Here is an 18,925-nt window from a genome sequence, read left to right on the forward strand (position 1 = left end):
CGAGTGAGAGACCGGACGTACGCGTACCTGCTGGAGCCCTCCTTGCGGGCGGAAATCCCGGGATTCGTCGCCCACCGCGCCGCATTCGAAGGTAGGAAGAGCATGCGCATCATTGCGCACACGCGCACCACCACACGTCAGCGCAGGCAGAGGGAGTGCCGGGTGAGCCAGCCGGAGATGCAGCCCGAGGGGCCACCCCGGGATCCCCGGGAGCCCCGGGAGGAGGGCAGCGGACCGATGGCGCCGGGCGATCTGACCGGGCGCCCGTTCCCCCTCGGGGACTGGGGCGAGCCTGCCGAGCGGCTCGACGAGCTCTACCGCCGCGTCGAGGCCGATGCGCTGCGCACCGCCGAGTGGTATCTGTCCGACCGGGCGTGGAAGCGCCGGGGGGCGCGGGTGCTGCGCATCGGCGCGGCCCTCGGCGCCGTCACGGGTGCCGCGCTGCCGCTGGTGGAGCTGACGGGGGCGGCGCCGCGCGCGTCGGCGTACGGTTTCCTCTCGCTGCTGCTGGCGGCGGCCTGCCTGGCCTGCGACCGGTTCTTCGGCCTCACCTCGGGCTGGATGCGGGACGTGGCCACGGCGCAGGCGGTGCAGCGCCGCCTGCAGACCCTCCAGTTCGACTGGGCCTCGGAGAACGTGCGGGAGGTGCTCGGGCCGACGGAGGGCACGGCGAGCGAGGCCGCCGAGCGGTGCCTGACGGTGCTGCGGCGCTTCTCGGAGGACGTGACGGAGCTGGTGCGCTCCGAGACCGCGGAGTGGATGGTGGAGTTCAGCTCCGGGCCGGCTCCCCTGGTCATGCAGTCCCTGGGCGCGGGCGGAGGCCGACCGGACGCCTACGTCCCGCCGGCGCGTTTCCCGCTCCCGCCGGGCACCCGCCCCAACATGCCCCGGCAGCGGCCCCCGGAGCAGCCGCGCTGACGCGGCGCGGCCGCCTCGGGGGCGGGGCCCGGACCGGGGCCCGCCCGTCCCGCACCGCCGGCGGTGACCGGCGGCTCCTGCGTCCCCGTCTCAGCTGAAGATGATCATGGACCCCTGGCCCAGGCTGCGCGTCGCGGCGGCGTGCAGCCCCAGCCACACGTGCCGCTCCCGGGCGAAGGGACTGGTGTCGTACGGGATCGGCCCCGCGGGCTCCTCCAGCGACGTCGGCCTGCCCGGCGGAGCCGGCGCGGCGGGCGGGTTCCCGGGGTCTATCCCGATGGCCGGGCCCACCACCAGGAGCTCCCGCAGCAGGCCCTGGGCGGACCCGAGCGGCCCGCCGCCGGCCAGCAGCTCCTCGTTCGCCAGCGGAACCGCGAAGTCGACCGGTACGTAGGCCCCGGCGTGGTCGTAGTGCCACACCAGGTGCGACTGCTGCGCCGTCGGCTCGAACATCTCCAGCAGCTGCTCGTAGTCCCCGCCCAGCTCGTCGACCGGGGTCACCGGCAGCCCGCAGATCTGGAGCAGGTAGGCCCGCCGCAGGAAGTGCAGGGCGTCGTAGTCGAAGCCGGCGACCGGGGCCACGTCCCCGCTCAGGCCCGGCATGTAGGCGAAGACCGGCACGGTCGGCAGCCCGGCCTCGCCCAGGGCCTTGTCGTAGGAGGCGATCTCTTCCGCGAAGGGGTTGTCGGGGCTGTGGCACAGCACGTCGACAAGGGGGACAAGCCACAGGTCACAGGCCACGCGGGCTCCGATCAGTCGTTGGCGCCGATGCCGCCAGCGTAGTGCGCCGGACACGCTCCGCGAAGGGGTGCGCAGAACCGGGCCCGAGCCGGGGCGGAACCGGCCGGAGCCGGGCTCCGGCTCAGGTCACTGGAGGCGGGCCGCCCACTCCAGGCCGTGCTGGTTGTAGCCCTGCACGAGCCGGCGTATCTCGTCCGCGTCGGCGAGGGTCACCGCGTCCACCAGGTCGCTGTGCTTGTCCCACAGCGACGCCCGCAGCCGCTGCGGGTCGCGTTGGAGGTGGGGCACGGCGAAGACCCAGCACTGCACGCGGATGCGGTGCAGGAACTCCGCGATGTAGGTGTTGCCGACCAGCTCGCTCAGCTCCCGCCAGAAGCGCAGGTCGTAGCCGATCAGCACTTCGAGCGAACCGCTCTGCGCGGCCCGGCGCGCTTCTTCGGCCCGGCGCCGTACGGACACCAGCAGCTCGCCGGCAGCGACGGCGGCGCCGCGCTCGGCGAGCCGGCGGAAGATCCCGTCCACGACCAGCGAGCGGGCTTCGATCATTCCCCGGAAGTCGTCCACGGAGAAGACCCGCACGCGGAAGCCGCGATGCTGGACCAGCTCGAGCAGGCCCTGCGCCGAGAGGTCCACCAGCGCCTCGCGGACGGGGGTCGCCGAGACCTCGTACTGCTCGGCGATCTGCTTGACGGTGAACTCGGTCCCCGGCGGCAGGCGTCCCGCGAGCACCTCGTCACGCAGCGCGTCCGCGATCTGCTGGCGAAGTGTGTTGCGGGTGACAGCGCCGCTGCCTGGCATAGGGGTCCGTCTCCTTAGGTGAACTCCGGACACCTTAGGCCAGGCAGCGAGGCTGAAATAGAGCGGTCGCGGATCGGTATGCGAAGGAGCCGTCCGCTATCCGGACGTGGTGTGGCGGTCGGCGACCGTGAGCGCCTCGTCCAGCAGCGCCAGCCCTTCCTTCGCCTCGGCCTCCGTGATCGTGCAGGGCGGCACGACGTGGGTGCGGTTCATGTTCACGAACGGCCACAGCCCGGCGGCCTTGCAGGCCGCCGCGAATTCGGCCATCGGCGCGTTCGCCGCGCCCGAGGCGTTGTACGGGACGAGCGGCTCGCGCGTCTCCTTGTCGCGGACGAGCTCCAGGGCCCAGAACGCGCCCAGCCCGCGGACCTCCCCGACCGAGGGGTGCCGCTCGGCGATCTCGGCGAGCGCCGGGCCGATCACCTGCGCGCCGAGGCGGGCCGCGTGCTCGACGACGCCCTCCTCCTCCATCGCGCCGATCGTGGCGACGGCGGCGGCGCAGGCCAGCGGGTGTCCGGAGTACGTCAGTCCGCCCGGGTAGGGGCGGGTGGCGAAGGTCTCGGCGATGGCGGCGGAGATGGCGACGCCGCCAAGCGGCACGTACCCGCTGTTCACGCCCTTGGCGAAGGTGATGAGGTCGGGGGTGACGCCCCAGTGCTCGGCGGCGAACCACCTGCCGGTGCGGCCGAACCCCGACATGACCTCGTCCAGGATGAAGACGATGCCGTGGCGGTCGCACAGCTCGCGCACGCCCGCGAGGTAGCCGGCCGGCGGGGTCATGATGCCGGCGGTGCCGGGGACGCTCTCGAGGATGACCGCCGCGATGGTCTGGGGGCCCTCGAAGGCGATCGTGTCGGAGAGGTGGGCGAGGGCGCGCTCGCACTCCTCGGCCTCGGTGGCGGCGTGGAAGGCGGAGCGGTAGAGGAACGGCCCCCAGAAGTGGACGACCCCGGCGGCGGCGGTGTCGGAGGGCCAGCGGCGCGGGTCGCCGGTGAGGTTGATCGCGGCGGCGGTGGCGCCGTGGTAGGAGCGGTAGGTGGAGAGCACCTTCTGCCGGCCGGTGTGCAGCCGGGCCATCCGGACGGCGTTCTCGACGGCCTCCGCGCCGCCGTTGGTGAAGAAGATCTTGTCCAGATCGCCCGGGGTCCGCTCGGCGATGAGGCGTGCGGCCTCGGAGCGGACGTCGACGGCGAATCCGGGCGCCAGCGTGCAGAGCCGGGCGGCCTGCTCCTGGACGGCGGCGACGACCTTGGGGTGCTGGTGGCCGATGTTGGTGTTGACCAGCTGGGAGGAGAAGTCGAGGTAGCGGTTGCCGTCGTAGTCCCAGAAGTACGACCCCTCCGCGCCGGCCACGGCGAGCGGGTCGATCAGTGCCTGGGCCGACCAGGAGTGGAAGACGTGCTTGCGGTCGGCGTCCTTCACTGCGGCGAGGGTGTGCGAGGTGGCATGAGGGGTCATGACGTCACGCTAGGAGTGTGCAGGTGGGAAGGGACATCGGCGGACTGTATGGGCGTGGGGGGACGGTCTCGGCAGTCTGTCTGCCGTCCGTCCCCGCTTCCCGGCATTGACAGCCTGCTGTCATTGCGACAGCCTGTTGTCATCGAGCACGTCGCAGCAGGTCCTGAACGTCCACGCCGGAGGCGATTTCCGATGAACGAGACCCCGCGCAAGCCCGTCCACCTCGCCGTATACGACACGTACGCGGACTGGGAGACCGGCCACACCACCGCGCACCTGACCCAGCGCGGGCACGAGATCCGCACGGTGGCCGTCGCCGCCGAGCGGCCGGTCACCACGATGGGCGGCGTACGCATCCAGCCGGACCTGTCGCTGGCGGACCTGCGGCCGCAGGACTCCTCGCTGCTGATCCTCACCGGCGCCGCGCTCTGGGACACCGGCGAGGAGCTCGCGCCGTTCGCGGCGAAGGCCCGGGAGTTCCTGGACGCCGGCGTCCCGGTGGCGGCGATCTGCGGAGCCACGGCCGGTCTGGCCCGGGAGGGACTGCTGGACGGCCGCGCCCACACCAGCGCGGTCTCCTTCTACCTCGCGCAGCAGCCGGGCTACGGGGGCGCGGAGACTTACGTCGAGGCCGACGCGGTGACGGACGGCGACCTGATCACGGCGGGACCGACGGAGCCGGTCGCCTTCGCCCGCGAGGTCTTCGCCCGGCTGGGCGTGTACGAGCCGGACGTACTGGACGCCTGGTACCGCCTGTTCCACGACTCGGACCCCAGCGCCTACCCGGTCCTGGAGGCGGCGGCGGAGGCGGGCGGTGCTTGACCGGGAGCAGGAGGCGAAGGCCCCGCGGAAGCCGGAGCCGCGGCGCGGGCCAGTGGCCCCGCGGAAACCGGAGGGCGCCCGGCCGCAGCCGGAGGGCGCCCCACCGGAGCGGGAGGGAGTCCCGCCGGAGCCGGAGGGGGCCCGGTCGGAGCCGGAGGAGGCCACGCCGGGACCGGAGGGGACTGCGCCCGAGCCGTTGCCGCCGCGGGACCGTCAGGACCTGCTGAGCCGGACCGCCCTCGGCGTGTTCCGCCTCAACGGGCAGTTCCTCGCCGTGTCGGAGGAGCTGGCCCGCCCGGCCGGCCTCACCGCGGCGTGGTGGCAGGTGCTGGGCGCCGTCCTGCGCGAGCCGCTCCCCGTCGCGGGCATCGCCCGGGCCATGGGCATCACGCGGCAGAGCGTCCAGCGCGTCGCCGACCTGCTCGCCGCCGAGGGGCTGGCGCAGTACGTCCCGAACCCGGCCCACCGCCGTGCCAAACTCCTGCGCCCGACGGAAGCGGGCCGCGCGGCGATCGCCCGGATCGCCCCGGGGCACGCCGCCCTGGCCGCCCGCCTCGCGGAGGAACTGGGCGACGCCGCGTTCGCGGAGACCGTCCGCGTCCTGGACCGGCTGTCCAGGGCCCTGGACGCCCTCGCGGAGCCACCGCCGGACGCCTAGCGGCCGCGGGGCGGGGCGGGGCGGGGCGGGGCGGGGGCTCACGCTCCGCCGAGGGCGTCCAGTTCCTCGCCGATGGCGGCCCGCAGGCCCTCGTGGCGCTCGCTCAGGGCGTACCGCGCGTCGCGCCAGTACTCCTCGCCGTACCGCCAGACGGGCATCCGGACGAGGTCGGCGGGCTCCCAGTCGTACCGCGGCCAGACGTGGGCGTGCAGGTAGGGGTCGGTGTTGCCGAGGATCTCGATGTTCACCCGGCGAAAGGCCGGGTCGAGCCGGCGGCAGGCCCGTTCGACGGCCTCGGCGAGCCGCTCCATGTCGGTGAGGTACGCGGCCCTGCGCGCCCGGGGCAGGTCGGAGAGCCGGGTCACGGCGGCGTCGTCGGTGAGCAGGACGCAGTAGCCGGGCAGGAACTGCCGGTCCCCGATCACGGCGAAGCCGGCGTCGAGCCGGCGCAAGAGGGTCGGGTTGCGCCCGCGGTGGGCACTGCCGACGCGGTCGTGCCGCCAGTCCGTTTCCATCATCCGCCGACCCTAACGGACCGGCTCGGGCGGCGAGTTCGGCTCCGGTCGGGCCCCGCTCCCCCTGCCCGTCCCCCGGGGCCGGTCCGTCCGGCGGGGTAGCGGCGTCGGGCGCGTAGTACCTGAGGGGGACCTCCGGATATCCCCTTGGGCGGCGACGCGCCGGGGACCGCCACCGGCCTACGGTGGGCGCATGACCGAGACCGCCACCGGGGGGACAGCCCGGACACCGGAGATCCGCATGGCATCGGGGGTGGTGGAGACCCTGCGCCAGGACCTCTTCACCGACGCCCTCGCCTACCGGCCCCTGCCCTTGGCGGAGACGCCGGGGCGCATCGCGCGGCGGCTGCCGCGGGCGGTACGCCGCTTCGCCCCGTGGCGGCGGTACGCGGCCGTGGCGGCGCTGGCGCTCCTCGCCCTGATGATCACGAGCACCACGCAGTCGGGCCACTTCGGCGAAGGCGGCAGGTTCGCCATGGGGCTCGTGGCCGCGGCCCCGGTCCTCATGACGCTCGTGCGGCCGGTGGCCGCGTGGTGGGCGGCCGTGGCGATGACGCTGGTGCTGGCCGTGATCGGCGGGGGCGCGGACTGGCCGTGGAGCCCGGGTTCCTTCTTCTCGTACGTCACGGTGATGGTCCTCGTCACCCTGCGGACCGGCCCCCGCGTCGCGGCATGGATGTGGACGCTCACCCTCGCGCTCGGCTTCGCGATGTCGGTGGTGCTGGGCAACGGCTACGCGACCGGCCTGCCGCAGATGGCCGTGGCCTCGGCCATCGCGCTGGCGGTCGCCAGCAGCATCCAGATACGCCGCTCCGCGAGGGCGGAGGTGAGCGCGCAGCAGGAGGTCACGGCCGTCGAGCGCGACAAGCGCACGCTGCTGGAGGAGCGGACCACCATCGCGCGGGAGCTGCACGACGTCGTCGCCCACCACATGTCGGTGGTGGCGATCCAGGCGGAGGCGGCGCCGTACCGCGTGAAGAACCCGCCGCCGGAGCTGGAGGCGGCCTTCGCCACCATCCGCGAGAACGCGGTGGCGGCCCTGACGGAGCTGCGCCGCGTGCTGGGCGTGGTGCGCTCCGCGGACTATGAGGCTCCGGACGCCCCGCAGCCGACGCTGGCCTCGCTGGACGGGCTGCTGGCCAATGTGCGCGAAGCCGGGCTGGACGTGGACAAGACGGTGACGGGCGCGGTGCGCGAGCTGCCGCAGGGGGTGGAGCTGTCGGCGTACCGCATCATCCAGGAGGCCCTGAGCAACACGCTGCGGCACGCGCCGGGCGCGACGGCCTCGGTGGAGGTCTCCTACGTGCTCGGCGGCCTGGGGATACGGGTCGTCAACGGGCCGGCGACCGGTGATGTGCGGCCCTCGCCGGGCGCCGGGCACGGGATCACCGGGATGCGGGAGCGGGTGGCCATGCTGGAAGGGCAGATGACGGCCGGCGCCACGGCGGCGGGCGGGTACGAGGTGGCGGTGTTCCTGCCGGTGCCGCACCGGGCCGGGCCCGCGGCCGCTCCCCCGCAGGAGACGGGCACGGCCGGGACGGAGCCGGTATGACGATCAGGGTGCTGATCGTGGACGACCAGATGATGGTCCGGGAGGGGTTCTCCGTCCTCCTGAACGCCATGGACGGCATCGAGGTCGTCGGCGAGGCCGTCGACGGCCGCGAGGCCATCGCGCAGGTGGCGGCGCTGCGGCCGGATGTGGTCCTGATGGACATCCGGATGCCGCGGATGAACGGGCTGGAGGCGACGCGCGAGATCGTGGCGGCCGACACGGAGGCCAAGGTGCTGGTCCTGACGACCTTCGACCTCGACGAGTACGTGTACCAGGCGCTGCGGTCCGGGGCGTCGGGGTTTCTGCTCAAGGACGCGTCGGCCCGTCAGCTGGCCGACGGCGTACGGGTGGTGGCGGCGGGCGAGGCGCTGCTGGCGCCGTCGGTGACCAAGCGGCTGATCTCGGAGTTCTCCAAGCTCTCCGAGACGCCGCGGGCCGCGGACCCGGCGGGCTTGAGCGAGTTGACGGAGCGGGAGAAGGAGGTGCTGGTACTGATCGCGCAGGGGCTGTCCAACGGGGAGATCGCCGGCCGGTTGATCGTCGCCGAATCCACCATCAAGACCCATGTGAGCCGGATCCTGGTCAAGTTGGGTCTGCGCGACCGCACGCAGGCGGCTGTGTTCGCCTACGAGACCCGGCTGGTGACCCCGTCGTAGGGTGCGGGGATGGCCTTTGATCCGTGGGATGCCGCGTTCGTCGCCGATCCGTACCCGGCCTACCGGGAGTTGCGGGAGCAGGGGCGGGCGCTGTGGTGCGAGGCGACCGGGCAGTGGCTGGTGCCGCACCACGCCGATGTGAGCGCGCTGCTGCGGGACCGGCGGCTGGGGCGGACCTACCTCCACCGGTTCGGCCACGAGGAGTTCGGGCGGGAGGCGCCCCCCGCGGAGCACGAGCCCTTCCACGTGCTCAACGACAACGGCCTGCTGGACCTCGAGGACCCCGCGCATGCGCGGGTGCGCCGGCTGGTCGCGAAGGCGTTCACCCCGCGCACGGTGGAGCGGCTGGTGCCCGCGGTGCGGCGGATGGCCGGGGAGCTGGTGGGCCGGCTGCTCGCGGACGGGGGCGGGGACCTGCTCACCGTCGTCGCCGAGCCGCTGCCCGTGGCGGTGATCGCCGAGCTGCTGGGCGTGCCGGAGGTGGACCGGGGGCTGCTGCGGCCCTGGTCGGCGGACATCTGCGGGATGTACGAGCTCCGGCCCGACGAGGAGACGGCCCGGCGGGCGGTGCGCGCGAGCGTGGAGTTCAGCGCGTACCTGCGCGAGCTGATCGCCGAGCGGCGCGCACGGCCCGGCGAGGACATGGTCTCCGCCCTGATCGCCGCCCACGACGAGGAGGGCAGGCTCAGCGAGCAGGAGATGATCTCCACCTGCGTGCTGCTGCTGAACGCCGGGCACGAGGCCACCGTCAACACCACGGTCAACGGCTGGTGGGCGCTGTTCCGCCATCCCGGGCAGCTGGCCGCGCTGCGCGCGGATCCGCGTCCCGAAAAGTTGTCCACAGCTGTGGATGAACTCATGCGCTTCGACACGCCGCTCCAGATGTTCGAGCGCTGGGTCCTCGACGACATCCGGATCGGGGACACCGAGATCCCCCGCGGGGCCGAGGTCGCCCTGCTCTTCGGGTCCGCCAACCGGGATCCGGCACGGTTCCCCGACCCCGACGTGCTGGACCTCGCCCGGGCCGACAATCCGCACCTGGCCTTCGGGGCCGGGATCCACTACTGCCTGGGGGCGCCGCTCGCGCGCCGCGAGCTGGAGGCGTCCTTCGGGGCGCTGCTGGCGGAGGGAGTCCCGCCGCTGCGGCTCGTGGAGGAGCCGCGGTGGCGCGACGGCTACGTCATCCGCGGGCTGGAGCGGCTGCTCGTGGCGTTCTAGTGCTGTGACCGAGGTCCCGGTGGGCGGCCCCGTGAGGCCCCCGGCCCCCCGGCGGAGCCGGGGGTGGGGCCTTCACCGCGGCACGGTGAGCGCCCACGCCGACGGATGCAGGGTCCATGTGCGCCGCCGGACCGGCCCGGTCATCGCCGCGTCGGCCCGGTAGCGGAAGTCGGTGCCCGACACCGAGACCGTCTTGGCCCGCGCCGACACCGCCGGGCCCGCGCCGCCGCCCGTACGGACGACGACCTCCGCGAGGCCGCCGTCCTCCCCGGTGGTCACCGTGACGTCCTCCACCGGCCGGTCCACGTCCGCCAGCAGCACCCCGTCCGCCTCCACCCGCAGCCGCAGCCGGCCCGCGGCCCCGAAGACCGCCGGGGCCCCGGCCGCCGGGCGGACGAGGGTCCGCACCAGCGAGCGGTAGGCGCTCCACACCGACGGCCCGGCCGAGGGCCCGGCGGCGGCCGTCCGCAGCGGCGGGATGCGCAGCGACCGCAGGACGACGCCGTCGCTGTCGTCCACCAGCAGGTCGCACATCCGCACCGCGCCCTCCAGCACCGCCCGCGCCGCCGCGACCGCCGACAGCGGCACGCCCAGCGCCCCGGCCAGCGCCAGCGACCCCGCGGAGCCCACCGGCACCAGCGAAACGGCCCCCTCCGCCAGCCCGCGCTCCCGGTGCAGCAGCCCCACGGCGCGCACCAGGGCCCGGTCGTCGCCCACGACCACCAACCGCCGATGACCCCGGCGGGCCAGTGCCCGCGCGAATTCCTCCTGCGAACCCGGGAGGCAGATTTTCGCTGCCGCGCCCGCTGACAACACATCCTTCGCGATCCGCACGGACTCGCCGTCAAGACGGCGGGCGACCGGGTCGACGAGCACGAGCAGGCCGCCTACCGGCGCGCCCGCGTGGCTCATGGTGGGCTCTGGAGCCGACACCTCGGTCCTTCCTCGGGTAGCATCTTTGTGCAAGAGGCCCTTGCGCTATTGCGCCAGGGCCTTCGTCTATTCCGGGGTACCGGTCCGACGGCTCAGCCTGCGGTGTACATCGTCGTACGCCCCCTGACCTTGGACATGCCCCATCCGGAAGAGGTGTACGCCTGTGCCCGCTCTTGTGCTGCTCGGAGCTCAGTGGGGTGACGAGGGCAAGGGAAAGGCCACCGACCTGCTCGGTGGATCCGTCGACTACGTAGTGCGTTACCAGGGTGGCAACAACGCCGGCCACACGGTCGTCGTCGGCGACCAGAAGTACGCACTGCACCTTCTCCCTTCCGGCATCCTCTCCCCCGGATGCACCCCGGTCATCGGTAACGGCGTCGTCGTCGACCCGGCCGTCCTGCTCTCCGAGCTGCGCGGTCTGAACGAGCGCGGCATCGACACCTCCAAGCTGCTCATCAGCGGCAATGCGCATTTGATCACGCCGTACAACGTCACCCTCGACAAGGTCGGCGAGCGCTTCCTCGGCAAGCGCAAGATCGGTACGACCGGCCGCGGCATCGGTCCGACCTACGCGGACAAGATCAACCGCATCGGCATCCGCGTCCAGGACCTCTACGACGAGTCGATCCTGACCCAGAAGGTCGAGGCGGCCCTCGAGGGCAAGAACCAGCTCCTCGCGAAGCTGTACAACCGCCGCGCGATCGACGCCGCCGCGATCGTGGAGGAGATGCTCCAGTACGCGGAGCAGATCAAGCCCTACGTCGCCGACACCACCCTGATCCTCAACAACGCGCTGGACGAGGACAAGGTCGTGCTCTTCGAGGGCGGCCAGGGCACCCTGCTCGACGTCGACCACGGCACGTACCCCTTCGTCACCTCCTCGAACCCGACCGCGGGCGGCGCCTGCACCGGTACCGGTGTCGGCCCGACGAAGATCAGCCGCGTCATCGGCATCCTGAAGGCGTACACGACCCGCGTCGGCGCCGGCCCGTTCCCGACCGAGCTGTTCGACCAGGACGGTGAGGACCTGCGCCGCATCGGCGGCGAGCGCGGCGTGACCACCGGCCGTGACCGGCGCTGCGGCTGGTTCGACGCGCCGATCGCGCGCTACGCGACCCGCGTGAACGGCCTGACGGACTTCTTCCTCACCAAGCTGGACGTGCTGACCGGCTGGGAGCAGATCCCGGTGTGCGTGGCGTACGAGATCGACGGCAAGCGCGTCGAGGAGCTCCCCTACTCGCAGTCCGACTTCCACCACGCGAAGCCGATCTACGAATACCTCCCCGGCTGGTCCGAGGACATCACCAAGGCCAAGACCTTCGAGGACCTGCCGGCGAACGCCAAGGCGTACGTGAAGGCCCTCGAGGAGATGTCGGGCGCCCCGATCTCGGCGATCGGCGTCGGCCCCGGCCGCACGGAGACGATCGAGATCAACTCGTTCCTCTAGGCGGCGCCGGGACCCGTCCCGGAACCGGAGGGGCGGTGCACCGTACGGCGCACCGCCCCTCCGCCCGTCAGGTCGACTGGTCGAAGCCGAGGCGGTCCACGCCCGGGTCGCCCGGCGCATCAGCCCGGGCCGTGACGGCCGTGCGGTCGGCAAAGGCTGCGGAAGGTTGCCCCCCTGCCCTGTGACGCCAGGGGTTTGCGCGACGCCCCTGCGGGTGCGTCCGGGCCTGCCGCCTGGCGGCCGTGCCCGCAAGGTGCGTGTGTGTCCGAGCTACGGCAGCGCCCCGGGTCCGGCCTTGACGGCCGGGCCCGGGGCGCTGGTGACGGCTGCTTCTACTTGGTCTCGTAGTAGCCGAACATGTCGACGATCAGGTCCGTGGGCTCCCAGCCCTGGTTCCAGAAGTCGACGACGCCCGTGGTGCCGGCGCTGGCCTGGACCAGGTTCGGGACGGTCTTGCCGGCCGTCCAGTTCAGGGTCGAGGCGGTGGGACGCACGGGGTTGACCGCGGTCTCGTTCCAGTAGTCCTCGATGCGGTTCGGGTCCGGGGCGACCGACAGGAAGCCGGCGCCCTGGGTGTTGGTGACCGTGGTGTTGAGCACGTAGCCGGCGATGCCGGGCTCGTCGCCGGAGATCTCCAGGGCGAAGTACTGGCGACCCGGCAGCTCGCCGTAGATCGGGCTCTCGGGGTCACGGCTGTCGATCAGCCGGCCCGGCGCCAGCGGCATGTACGCGCCGTTGCTCGCCTTGCTGTAGTAGCCGACGACGTCGACGATCACGTCGGTCCCGGCCCAGGCGCCGTTGCGGACGCTGATCTTGCCATCGGCGCCGACCGGCACGATCACCGAGTTGGCGACGGTCTGACCGGCGCTGAAGTTCACGCTGGACGTGGACGGAGCCGTCTGGCCGCTCGGGAAGACCGTCAGGTGACCGGTCTCCTTCGGGTTGGTGACGGTGACGTTCAGCGCCACCGCGCTGATGCCCTGGGGCACCCCGCGCAGACCGCTGATCTGCGTGCTGAAGACCGCCTGGCCGGCGACCTGGCCCCTGGCCGTGCCGAGGCCCTCGCGGGAGTCGACGAAGCGGGTCGGCGTCATCGACGCGTAGCCGCTGGACGCCGACCGGGTGAAGTAGCCCGTGACGTCCGCGAGCAGGTCGATCGACTCCCAGCCGCCGTTGAACAGCTCCACGTAGCCGTCCTTGCCGACCGGCACGATGACCAGGTTCGGCACGGTCTGACCGGCCTCGAAGTTGACGTTCGAGGTGATCGGCTGCTCGTGGCCCGAGCCGAAGACGGTGACGTGCCCGGCCTGCGTGGTGTTGGTGGCGGTGACGTTGAGGACGACCGCGGTCACGCCCGCCGGGATGCCGCCGTTGCCGCCGACCTTCAGGTGGGCGGTGCCGCGCGCCGGAACCTTGGCCTTGGCGGCGCCGATACCGCTGCGGGTGTCCAGCAGACGGGTCGGGCCGTACGGCGTGAAGTCCGAGCCCGCGGTCAGGATCTGGAAGTCGTTGACGACCTCGGCCTGGTTCGCGGTGTCCTTCACGGTGACCTTGACGGTGTACTCGCCGAGCTCCGCGTAGGCGTGCTCGTTCGTCAGCGTGGTGGACCCACCGGCGGTGGTCGTGTCCTTGGTGCCGTCACCCCACTCGATGGTGACGGCGAGCGTGGCGGGCGCGCTGACGATCTCGGTGTTCAGCGTGAGCCCGTGCGCGGTCCTGGTCTCGGCGTTCAGGACGATCGCCAGGTCCGGGTTGCCCGCGGCGGCGTCCGCCGACTGGGCGGTGGCGGCCTTGCCCTCGGCCGCGGCCAGGCTCTTGCGGACCGAGCGGTCGGCAGGGCTGGAGAACTTCTTGAAGCTCGACGCCGCGGCCTTGTCCAGGTCGACGGCGGAGGCGGCCGCGCGGCTGACGGCCGACGCGCCCGGGTCGGCCGCGTGGGCCATTCCGGGGATCAGACCCGCTCCGGCGGCTATGAGTGCGGCGGATACTACGAGACGGCGACTGCGCACCGATTCCCCCATTTTTGAACGTGCTCAGGATGTATCGGGTGCAGCCTACATAGCTTAGGGGGCGGGTTCAGCCGGGTATTCGGGCGGGGTGCGGTGAGCCGCACCGGTTCTGCCCCGGCCTGTCCCGTTCTAGGCAGATGCCGCAGGTCCCGCCGCTACCAGGCCAGTTGGGCGATCTCCTCGGCCACCACCGCGCACGCGTCCGCCGCCGGGTCGATGAGGGGGAAGTGCCCCACCCCGTCCAGCAGGGTCAGGCCCACCGTCTCCCCCGCCTGCGCCGCCGCGGCCACGTACGAATCCGCCACCGCGGGCGGGACCACGATGTCCTCCCGGCCCTGGACCACGGCCGTCGCGATGCCCGTCGGGAGCAGCGCCGCCGGATCGGCGGAGGGGAGGCGGTCGGCGAACTGCCCCGGCCCGCCCAGCAGCTGCGCGCAGGCGCCCCCGCACACCCCGAGCTCCTGCGCCACCGCGAAGTCCGCGATCGGGGCCAGCGCCACCACCCCGCGCAGCACCGGCGCGGCGGGCAGCCGCCAGGGGGAGCCGTACGGGAGCACGTGCCGGGCCGCGCCCCACAGCGCGAGGTGGCCGCCGGCCGAGTGGCCGGTCAGGACCACCCGGCGCAGGTCGGCCCGCGGCAGCGCGGCCGCGGCGAGGCGCGGGAGCGCGTCCAGCGCGGCGGCGACGTCGTCGAAGGTCTCCGGCCAGCGGCCGGCGACCGGCCCCTCGCTGCCCTGGCGAGGGAGGGAAGGTCCGCGCCGGTACTCGACGTTGGCGACCGCGAACCCCTGACGGGCCAGGAAGTCGGCGAACGGGGTGACGTGCTGCCGGTCGTAGGGGGCCCGCCACGCACCGCCGTGCAGTACGACGACCAGGGGCGCCCGCCCCGCGCGCCCCGTGCCGCGCGGGGCGTAGAAGTCGACGACCTGGTCCGGGTGTTCCCCGTACGCGGCGGTCGCGTCCGGCGCGACCGCCGGGTGCGAGAAGGCCGAGGCGGCCTCGGCGGCGTCCCGTTCCACTGCGGCGGGGTCCGTCATCGGCTCAACCTCTCGGTAACGCGTGGGACAGCGGGGACAGATGTTCCGGTGGTCCGGCAGAGCGGGACCGTATCAGTCTGGAACGCGCCGTTCCGTGCGGGGCCCGGGATATGCCGGAGCGGGCGGAGCCGCAGCCCCGCCCGCCCGGTTGGTGTGACGTTTCGCTAAGGAGTCACCCGAAAATGCGACCCAGCGTCCGGGCCGCCCGCTCCGCGTCGGCGAATCCGACGTAGAGCGGGGTGAAGCCGAACCGCAGGATGTCGGGGGCGCGGAAGTCCCCGACGACGCCGCGCGCGATCAGCTCCCGCATCACCTCGCGGGCGCTCCCGGTGCGCAGCGACACCTGGCTGCCGCGGTGTGCGTGCTCGGCCGGGGTGACCGACTCGACCCGGCCCTGCGGGACGTACTGCGCCACGCAGGCGAGGAAGAAGTCGGTCAGGGCGAGGGACTTGGCGCGCACGGCGTCGACGGACACGCCCTCCCAGACGTCGAGCGCCGCCTCCAGGGCCAGCATGGACAGGATGTCCGGCGTGCCGACGCGCCCGCGCCGCGCGCCGTCGGCCGGGCTGAACTCCGGCGTCATGGCGAAGGGGTCGGCGTGCCCGTTCCACCCGGGGAGGGGGGAGTCGAAGGCGGCCTGGTGGCGCTCGGCGATGTACAGGTACGCGGGGGCGCCGGGGCCGCCGTTGAGGTACTTGTACGTGCAGCCGACCGCGAGGTCCACGCCGTGTTCGTCGAGGCCCACGGGGAGCGCGCCCGCGGAGTGGCACAGGTCCCACACCGTGACCGCGCCGGCGGCGCGGGCCGCCGCCGTCAGGCCCGGCAGGTCGTGCAGCCGGCCGGAGCGGTAGTCGACGTGGTTGAGGAGCACCACGGCGGTGTCCTCGCCGATCGCCGCCGCGGCGGCGGACGGGTCGACGGGGACCACCTCGAGGCCGGTCATCCTGGCCGCCGACGCGGCGATGTAGCCGTCGGTGGGGAAGGTGGCGGCGTCCACCAGCAGCCGCCGGCGGCCCGGCTCCGCGAGGCGGGCCGCGCCGACCAGGGCCTTGAAGAGGTTGACGCTGGTGGAGTCGCCGACCACCACCTGCCCGACGGCCGCGCCGACGAGGGGGGCGAGCTTGTCCCCGATCCGCTCGGGGGCGGTCCACCAGCCGCTCTCGTCCCACGAGCGGATGAGGAGCTCGCCCCACTGCCGGCGGACGACGTCGGCGGTGGCGTCGGCGACACCGGCCGGGAGCGCGCCGAGGCTGTTGCCGTCCAGGTAGACGACTCCTTCGGGGAGCGTGAACCGCTCGCGGAGCTTGCCGAGCCCGTCGGCGGCGTCCAGCGCCTCGGCCCGGGCCTGGAGGTCGGGTATCCGGTCAGACATGGCTGCGGGCCGTCCACAGCTCCGGGAATACGTTCTTCGCGGCGCGCTTCTCCAGCCAGGTCACGCCGGCCGAGCCGCCCGTGCCCGTCTTCGCGCCCATCGCGCGGCGGGTGGCCACGAGGTGGTCGTTGCGCCAGCGCCAGACCAGCTCGGCGACATCGGTGAGGACCTCGCCCAGCCGGTGCAGGTCCAGGTGCTCGTCGGGGGTGGCGTACAGCGCCGTCCAGACGGCCTCGACCTCCGCCGAGGGCTCGTAGCGCTGCGAGAGGTCGCGGTCCAGGACCTCCGCCGGGACCGGCAGGCCGCGGCGGGCCAGCAGCCGCAGCACCTCGTCGTAGAGGCTGGGCTCGTGCAGGGCCTTCTCCAGCTCCGCGTGGACGCGCGGGGCACCGCGGTGCGGGACCAGCATGGAGGCGGACTTGTCGCCGAGCAGGAACTCCATCCGGCGGTACATCGCCGACTGGAAACCGGAGCCCTCGCCGAGGGCCGAGCGGTAGGAGTTGAACTGGCCCGGAGTGAGCTGGGCGAGCGGGCGCCAGGAGGCGTTGAGCGCCTCCAGTTCGCGGAGGGATCGTTTCAGCGCGTCCATCGCGACCGGGACGCGGTCCTCGCGCAGGGCCTTGGCGGCGGTTTCCCACTCGTGGACGATCACGGTGAACCACAGCTCCATGACCTGGGTCGTGACCAGGAAGACCATCTCGCCCGGGTCGTCCGAGCGGAGGTGCTGGAGGTGGGTGAGGACGTCCGCCTGGACGTAGTCCTCGTACGGGGTCGTGCCGGCGAAGTCGAGGTTCGGGGTGTCCGAACCGGCTCCGGAGGCATCAAGGGTGTTCGACATCGCTGTCTCCTCGACACGTGCTTCCGGGTAGCGGTCCGCTCCTTCCGTGAGGCAAGTGGAGCCCCGGTCCCCTGCCCGCATCATAGGACGCGGTCGGGCCGGGGCTCCAGCGGGGAGTGGTGCACGTCACAGCACCGGCGGGCCGCTCAGCCCTGGAGGGCGTCCGCCGCCGTCGGGGAGGAGTCGCGCAGGAAGGTCGAGCAGCGTTCGTGCTCCTCCTTCTCGCCGATCGCCTCGGCGGCGCGGGCCAGGGCGTTCAGAGCGCGCAGGAAGCCGCGGTTCGGCTCGTGCTCCCACGGCACCGGGCCGTGGCCCTTCCAACCGGCCCGGCGCAGGGCGTCGAGGCCGCGGTGGTAACCAGTGCGGGCGTACGCGTACGACTCCACCGCGCGACCGGCCTCGAAGGCCTCGTCGGCGAGGGTCGCCCAGGCGAGGGAGGAGGTGGGGTGCGCGGCCGCCACCTCGACCGCGGGGGTGCCCGACGCCAGGGCCTCACGGCCGGGCTCGTCGGGGAGGTGGGTGGGGGCGGGGCCCCCGAGCAGGTTCTGGTGAATGGACATGCCCCCAGTCTGGGGCATCGCGGGCCACCGCGGCCGAAGGGCCCGGCCCGCCGTCGTGGGACGGCGGGCCGGGCCCTTCGGTGGGAACGGCGCACGGGTACCCGCGGGGGCGTACCCGCGGGAAGGGACGCGCGGCGGCGCCTACTCCAGCTTGGTGCCCGTGGAACGCAGGTTGGCGCAGGCCTCGGTGACGCGTGCGGCCATGCCGGCCTCGGCGGCCTTGCCCCAGGTGCGGGGGTCGTACTTGGACTTGGTGCCGACCTCGCCGTCGACCTTCAGCACGCCCGCGTAGTTGGTGAACATGTGGTCCACGACGGGGCGGGTGAACGCGTACTGGGTGTCGGTGTCGAGGTTCATCTTCACGACGCCGTTCTCCAGCGCGGTGGCGATCTCCTCGGCCGTGGAGCCCGAACCGCCGTGGAAGACGAAGTCGAACGGCGAGGACTTGCCGTACTTCTCGCCGACACCGGCCTGGAGGTCCTTCAGGAGCTCGGGGCGCAGGACGACGTTGCCCGGCTTGTAGACGCCGTGCACGTTGCCGAAGGAGGCGGCCAGCAGGTAGCGGCCCTTCTCGCCCAGGCCCAGGGCCTCGGCGGTGCGGATCGCGTCCTCGACGGTGGTGTAGAGCTCGTCGTTGATCTCGTGGCTGACGCCGTCCTCCTCGCCGCCGGTCGGGGTGATCTCGACCTCGAGGATGATCTTCGCGGCGGCGGCCTTGGCGAGCAGCTCCTGGCCGATGGCCAGGTTGTCGGCCAGGGTCTCGGCGGAACCGTCCCACATGTGCGACTGGAAGAGCGGGTTCAGACCCTTGGCGACGCGCTCGGCGGAGATGTCGAGCAGCGGACGGACGTAACCGTCCAGCTTGTCCTTGGGGCAGTGGTCCGTGTGCAGCGCGACCGTGATGTCGTACTTGGCGGCGACGATGTGCGCGAACTCGGCCAGGGCGACGGCGCCGGTGACCATGTCCTTGTTGTACTGGCCACCCAGGAACTCCGCACCACCGGTGGAGATCTGGATGATGCCGTCGCTCTCGGCCTCCGCGAACCCGCGCAGCGCGGCGTGCAGGGTCTGGGACGAGGTCACGTTGATGGCCGGGTAGGCGAACTTGCCTGCCTTCGCCCGGTCGAGCATCTCGTTGTAGACCTCGGGGGTTGCGATGGGCATCTGTCCGCTCCTTGGATGTGCGGGGAGTGTGCTTATTGCGGGCCCTGACCTGGGGGCGACGTCATCGTCGCACCCATCTTTCCAGACTCCGTCCGACACTCCACCCCCGCTGTCCGCCAGGACGGCCGGAACCCGCCGGGATGTTTCACGTGAAACATCCCGGCCCTGCGGAAAACCGCAGGTCAGGGCAGTACCCCGACCCTGCGGGGACCTTCGGCCCCCCGTGTTC

Annotated in this window: 18 protein-coding genes; 7 read left to right on the forward strand and 11 right to left on the reverse strand. The window is 73.0% G+C overall.

From position 1 onward, the window contains the following. Positions 1–162: 162 nt before the first annotated feature. A complete protein-coding gene (locus AC07FY_RS10850; protein WP_479003651.1) occupies positions 163–918 on the forward strand; it encodes an SLATT domain-containing protein in 756 nt (251 codons plus the stop codon). 90 nt (positions 919–1,008) lie between these two features. Here AC07FY_RS10850 and AC07FY_RS10855 read toward each other — a convergent pair whose 3' ends face one another. The 3 genes from AC07FY_RS10855 to AC07FY_RS10865 form a co-directional block, all read right to left on the reverse strand. Then, positions 1,009–1,659 (reverse strand): hypothetical protein, encoded by a 651-nt coding sequence (locus tag AC07FY_RS10855; protein ID WP_479003654.1) that lies wholly within the window; start codon positions 1,657–1,659, stop codon positions 1,009–1,011. 126 nt (positions 1,660–1,785) lie between these two features. Continuing rightward, the gene (locus AC07FY_RS10860) at positions 1,786–2,457 is read right to left on the reverse strand and encodes a GntR family transcriptional regulator (RefSeq protein ID WP_479003656.1); all 672 of its coding nucleotides are present in this window, start codon (positions 2,455–2,457) and stop codon (positions 1,786–1,788) included. A gap of 96 nt (positions 2,458–2,553) precedes the next feature. Further along, a complete protein-coding gene (locus AC07FY_RS10865) occupies positions 2,554–3,915 on the reverse strand; it encodes an aminotransferase class III-fold pyridoxal phosphate-dependent enzyme (protein WP_479003659.1) in 1,362 nt (453 codons plus the stop codon). A 192-nt stretch (positions 3,916–4,107) separates the two neighbouring features. Here AC07FY_RS10865 and AC07FY_RS10870 point away from each other — a divergent pair, with 192 nt between their 5' ends. Next, positions 4,108–4,737 (forward strand): DJ-1/PfpI family protein, encoded by a 630-nt coding sequence (locus AC07FY_RS10870; protein WP_479003662.1) that lies wholly within the window; start codon positions 4,108–4,110, stop codon positions 4,735–4,737. 196 nt (positions 4,738–4,933) lie between these two features. Beyond that, positions 4,934–5,395: a MarR family winged helix-turn-helix transcriptional regulator gene (locus AC07FY_RS10875; RefSeq protein WP_479003665.1), complete on the forward strand. Its 462-nt coding sequence runs from the start codon at positions 4,934–4,936 to the stop codon at positions 5,393–5,395. Between the two features lie 38 nt (positions 5,396–5,433). Here AC07FY_RS10875 and AC07FY_RS10880 read toward each other — a convergent pair whose 3' ends face one another. Beyond that, positions 5,434–5,910, reverse strand: a complete 477-nt coding sequence (locus AC07FY_RS10880) for an HIT family protein (protein ID WP_479004512.1) — start codon at positions 5,908–5,910, stop codon at positions 5,434–5,436. Positions 5,911–6,103: 193 nt separating this feature from the next. Here AC07FY_RS10880 and AC07FY_RS10885 point away from each other — a divergent pair, with 193 nt between their 5' ends. The 3 genes from AC07FY_RS10885 to AC07FY_RS10895 are packed head-to-tail and all read left to right on the forward strand — an operon-like array spanning position 6,104 to position 9,336. Next, positions 6,104–7,462, forward strand: a complete 1,359-nt coding sequence (locus tag AC07FY_RS10885; protein WP_479003668.1) for a sensor histidine kinase — start codon at positions 6,104–6,106, stop codon at positions 7,460–7,462. Then, the gene (locus AC07FY_RS10890) at positions 7,459–8,118 is read left to right on the forward strand and encodes a response regulator (RefSeq protein ID WP_479003671.1); all 660 of its coding nucleotides are present in this window, start codon (positions 7,459–7,461) and stop codon (positions 8,116–8,118) included. The genes AC07FY_RS10885 and AC07FY_RS10890 overlap by 4 nt, the downstream gene beginning before the upstream one ends. A gap of 9 nt (positions 8,119–8,127) precedes the next feature. After that, on the forward strand, positions 8,128–9,336 hold the full coding sequence (locus AC07FY_RS10895; RefSeq protein ID WP_479003674.1) for a cytochrome P450: 1,209 nt from the start codon (positions 8,128–8,130) through the stop codon (positions 9,334–9,336). A 72-nt stretch (positions 9,337–9,408) separates the two neighbouring features. Here the strand turns inward: AC07FY_RS10895 and AC07FY_RS10900 are convergent, their stop codons facing one another. Next, positions 9,409–10,248: a diacylglycerol kinase family protein gene (locus AC07FY_RS10900; RefSeq protein ID WP_479004515.1), complete on the reverse strand. Its 840-nt coding sequence runs from the start codon at positions 10,246–10,248 to the stop codon at positions 9,409–9,411. 184 nt (positions 10,249–10,432) lie between these two features. Between AC07FY_RS10900 and AC07FY_RS10905 the strand changes: the two genes are divergently transcribed. Further along, positions 10,433–11,716: an adenylosuccinate synthase gene (locus AC07FY_RS10905; RefSeq protein WP_479003677.1), complete on the forward strand. Its 1,284-nt coding sequence runs from the start codon at positions 10,433–10,435 to the stop codon at positions 11,714–11,716. Positions 11,717–12,048: 332 nt separating this feature from the next. Here the strand turns inward: AC07FY_RS10905 and AC07FY_RS10910 are convergent, their stop codons facing one another. The 6 genes from AC07FY_RS10910 to fbaA form a co-directional block, all read right to left on the reverse strand. Further along, positions 12,049–13,659 carry a hypothetical protein gene (locus AC07FY_RS10910; protein ID WP_479003680.1) on the reverse strand — a complete coding sequence of 537 codons (1,611 nt, stop codon included), beginning with the start codon at positions 13,657–13,659 and terminating at the stop codon, positions 12,049–12,051. 221 nt (positions 13,660–13,880) lie between these two features. Continuing rightward, complete coding sequence (locus AC07FY_RS10915) at positions 13,881–14,762, reverse strand: alpha/beta hydrolase (RefSeq protein ID WP_479003683.1); 882 nt, start codon at positions 14,760–14,762, stop codon at positions 13,881–13,883. Positions 14,763–14,934: 172 nt separating this feature from the next. After that, positions 14,935–16,134 (reverse strand): kynureninase, encoded by a 1,200-nt coding sequence (gene kynU / locus AC07FY_RS10920; RefSeq protein ID WP_479003685.1) that lies wholly within the window; start codon positions 16,132–16,134, stop codon positions 14,935–14,937. Further along, the gene (locus tag AC07FY_RS10925; protein ID WP_479003687.1) at positions 16,127–16,972 is read right to left on the reverse strand and encodes a tryptophan 2,3-dioxygenase family protein; all 846 of its coding nucleotides are present in this window, start codon (positions 16,970–16,972) and stop codon (positions 16,127–16,129) included. Before AC07FY_RS10925 ends, kynU begins: the two co-directional genes overlap by 8 nt. A gap of 146 nt (positions 16,973–17,118) precedes the next feature. After that, on the reverse strand, positions 17,119–17,532 hold the full coding sequence (locus AC07FY_RS10930; protein ID WP_479003690.1) for a DUF3151 domain-containing protein: 414 nt from the start codon (positions 17,530–17,532) through the stop codon (positions 17,119–17,121). Between the two features lie 141 nt (positions 17,533–17,673). Further along, positions 17,674–18,696, reverse strand: coding sequence for a class II fructose-bisphosphate aldolase (gene fbaA, locus AC07FY_RS10935; RefSeq protein WP_479003693.1), 1,023 nt, complete (start codon positions 18,694–18,696; stop codon positions 17,674–17,676). Positions 18,697–18,925 lie beyond the last annotated feature (229 nt).

The organism is Streptomyces sp. NPDC045967 (assembly GCF_056430495.1).

Excerpts from the sequence above, each read along its gene's own strand:
- AC07FY_RS10860 (WP_479003656.1), bottom strand. The coding sequence starts at position 2,457 with ATGCCAGGCAGCGGCGCTGTCACCCGCAACACACTTCGCCAGCAGATC.
- AC07FY_RS10865 (WP_479003659.1), bottom strand. The coding sequence starts at position 3,915 with ATGACCCCTCATGCCACCTCGCACACCCTCGCCGCAGTGAAGGACGCC.
- AC07FY_RS10870 (WP_479003662.1), top strand. The coding sequence starts at position 4,108 with ATGAACGAGACCCCGCGCAAGCCCGTCCACCTCGCCGTATACGACACG.
- AC07FY_RS10880 (WP_479004512.1), bottom strand. The coding sequence starts at position 5,910 with ATGGAAACGGACTGGCGGCACGACCGCGTCGGCAGTGCCCACCGCGGG.
- AC07FY_RS10885 (WP_479003668.1), top strand. The coding sequence starts at position 6,104 with ATGACCGAGACCGCCACCGGGGGGACAGCCCGGACACCGGAGATCCGC.
- AC07FY_RS10890 (WP_479003671.1), top strand. The coding sequence starts at position 7,459 with ATGACGATCAGGGTGCTGATCGTGGACGACCAGATGATGGTCCGGGAG.
- AC07FY_RS10895 (WP_479003674.1), top strand. The coding sequence starts at position 8,128 with ATGGCCTTTGATCCGTGGGATGCCGCGTTCGTCGCCGATCCGTACCCG.
- AC07FY_RS10900 (WP_479004515.1), bottom strand. The coding sequence starts at position 10,248 with ATGAGCCACGCGGGCGCGCCGGTAGGCGGCCTGCTCGTGCTCGTCGAC.
- AC07FY_RS10910 (WP_479003680.1), bottom strand. The coding sequence starts at position 13,659 with ATGGCCCACGCGGCCGACCCGGGCGCGTCGGCCGTCAGCCGCGCGGCC.
- AC07FY_RS10915 (WP_479003683.1), bottom strand. The coding sequence starts at position 14,762 with ATGACGGACCCCGCCGCAGTGGAACGGGACGCCGCCGAGGCCGCCTCG.
- kynU (WP_479003685.1), bottom strand. The coding sequence starts at position 16,134 with ATGTCTGACCGGATACCCGACCTCCAGGCCCGGGCCGAGGCGCTGGAC.
- AC07FY_RS10925 (WP_479003687.1), bottom strand. The coding sequence starts at position 16,972 with ATGTCGAACACCCTTGATGCCTCCGGAGCCGGTTCGGACACCCCGAAC.
- AC07FY_RS10930 (WP_479003690.1), bottom strand. The coding sequence starts at position 17,532 with ATGTCCATTCACCAGAACCTGCTCGGGGGCCCCGCCCCCACCCACCTC.
- fbaA (WP_479003693.1), bottom strand. The coding sequence starts at position 18,696 with ATGCCCATCGCAACCCCCGAGGTCTACAACGAGATGCTCGACCGGGCG.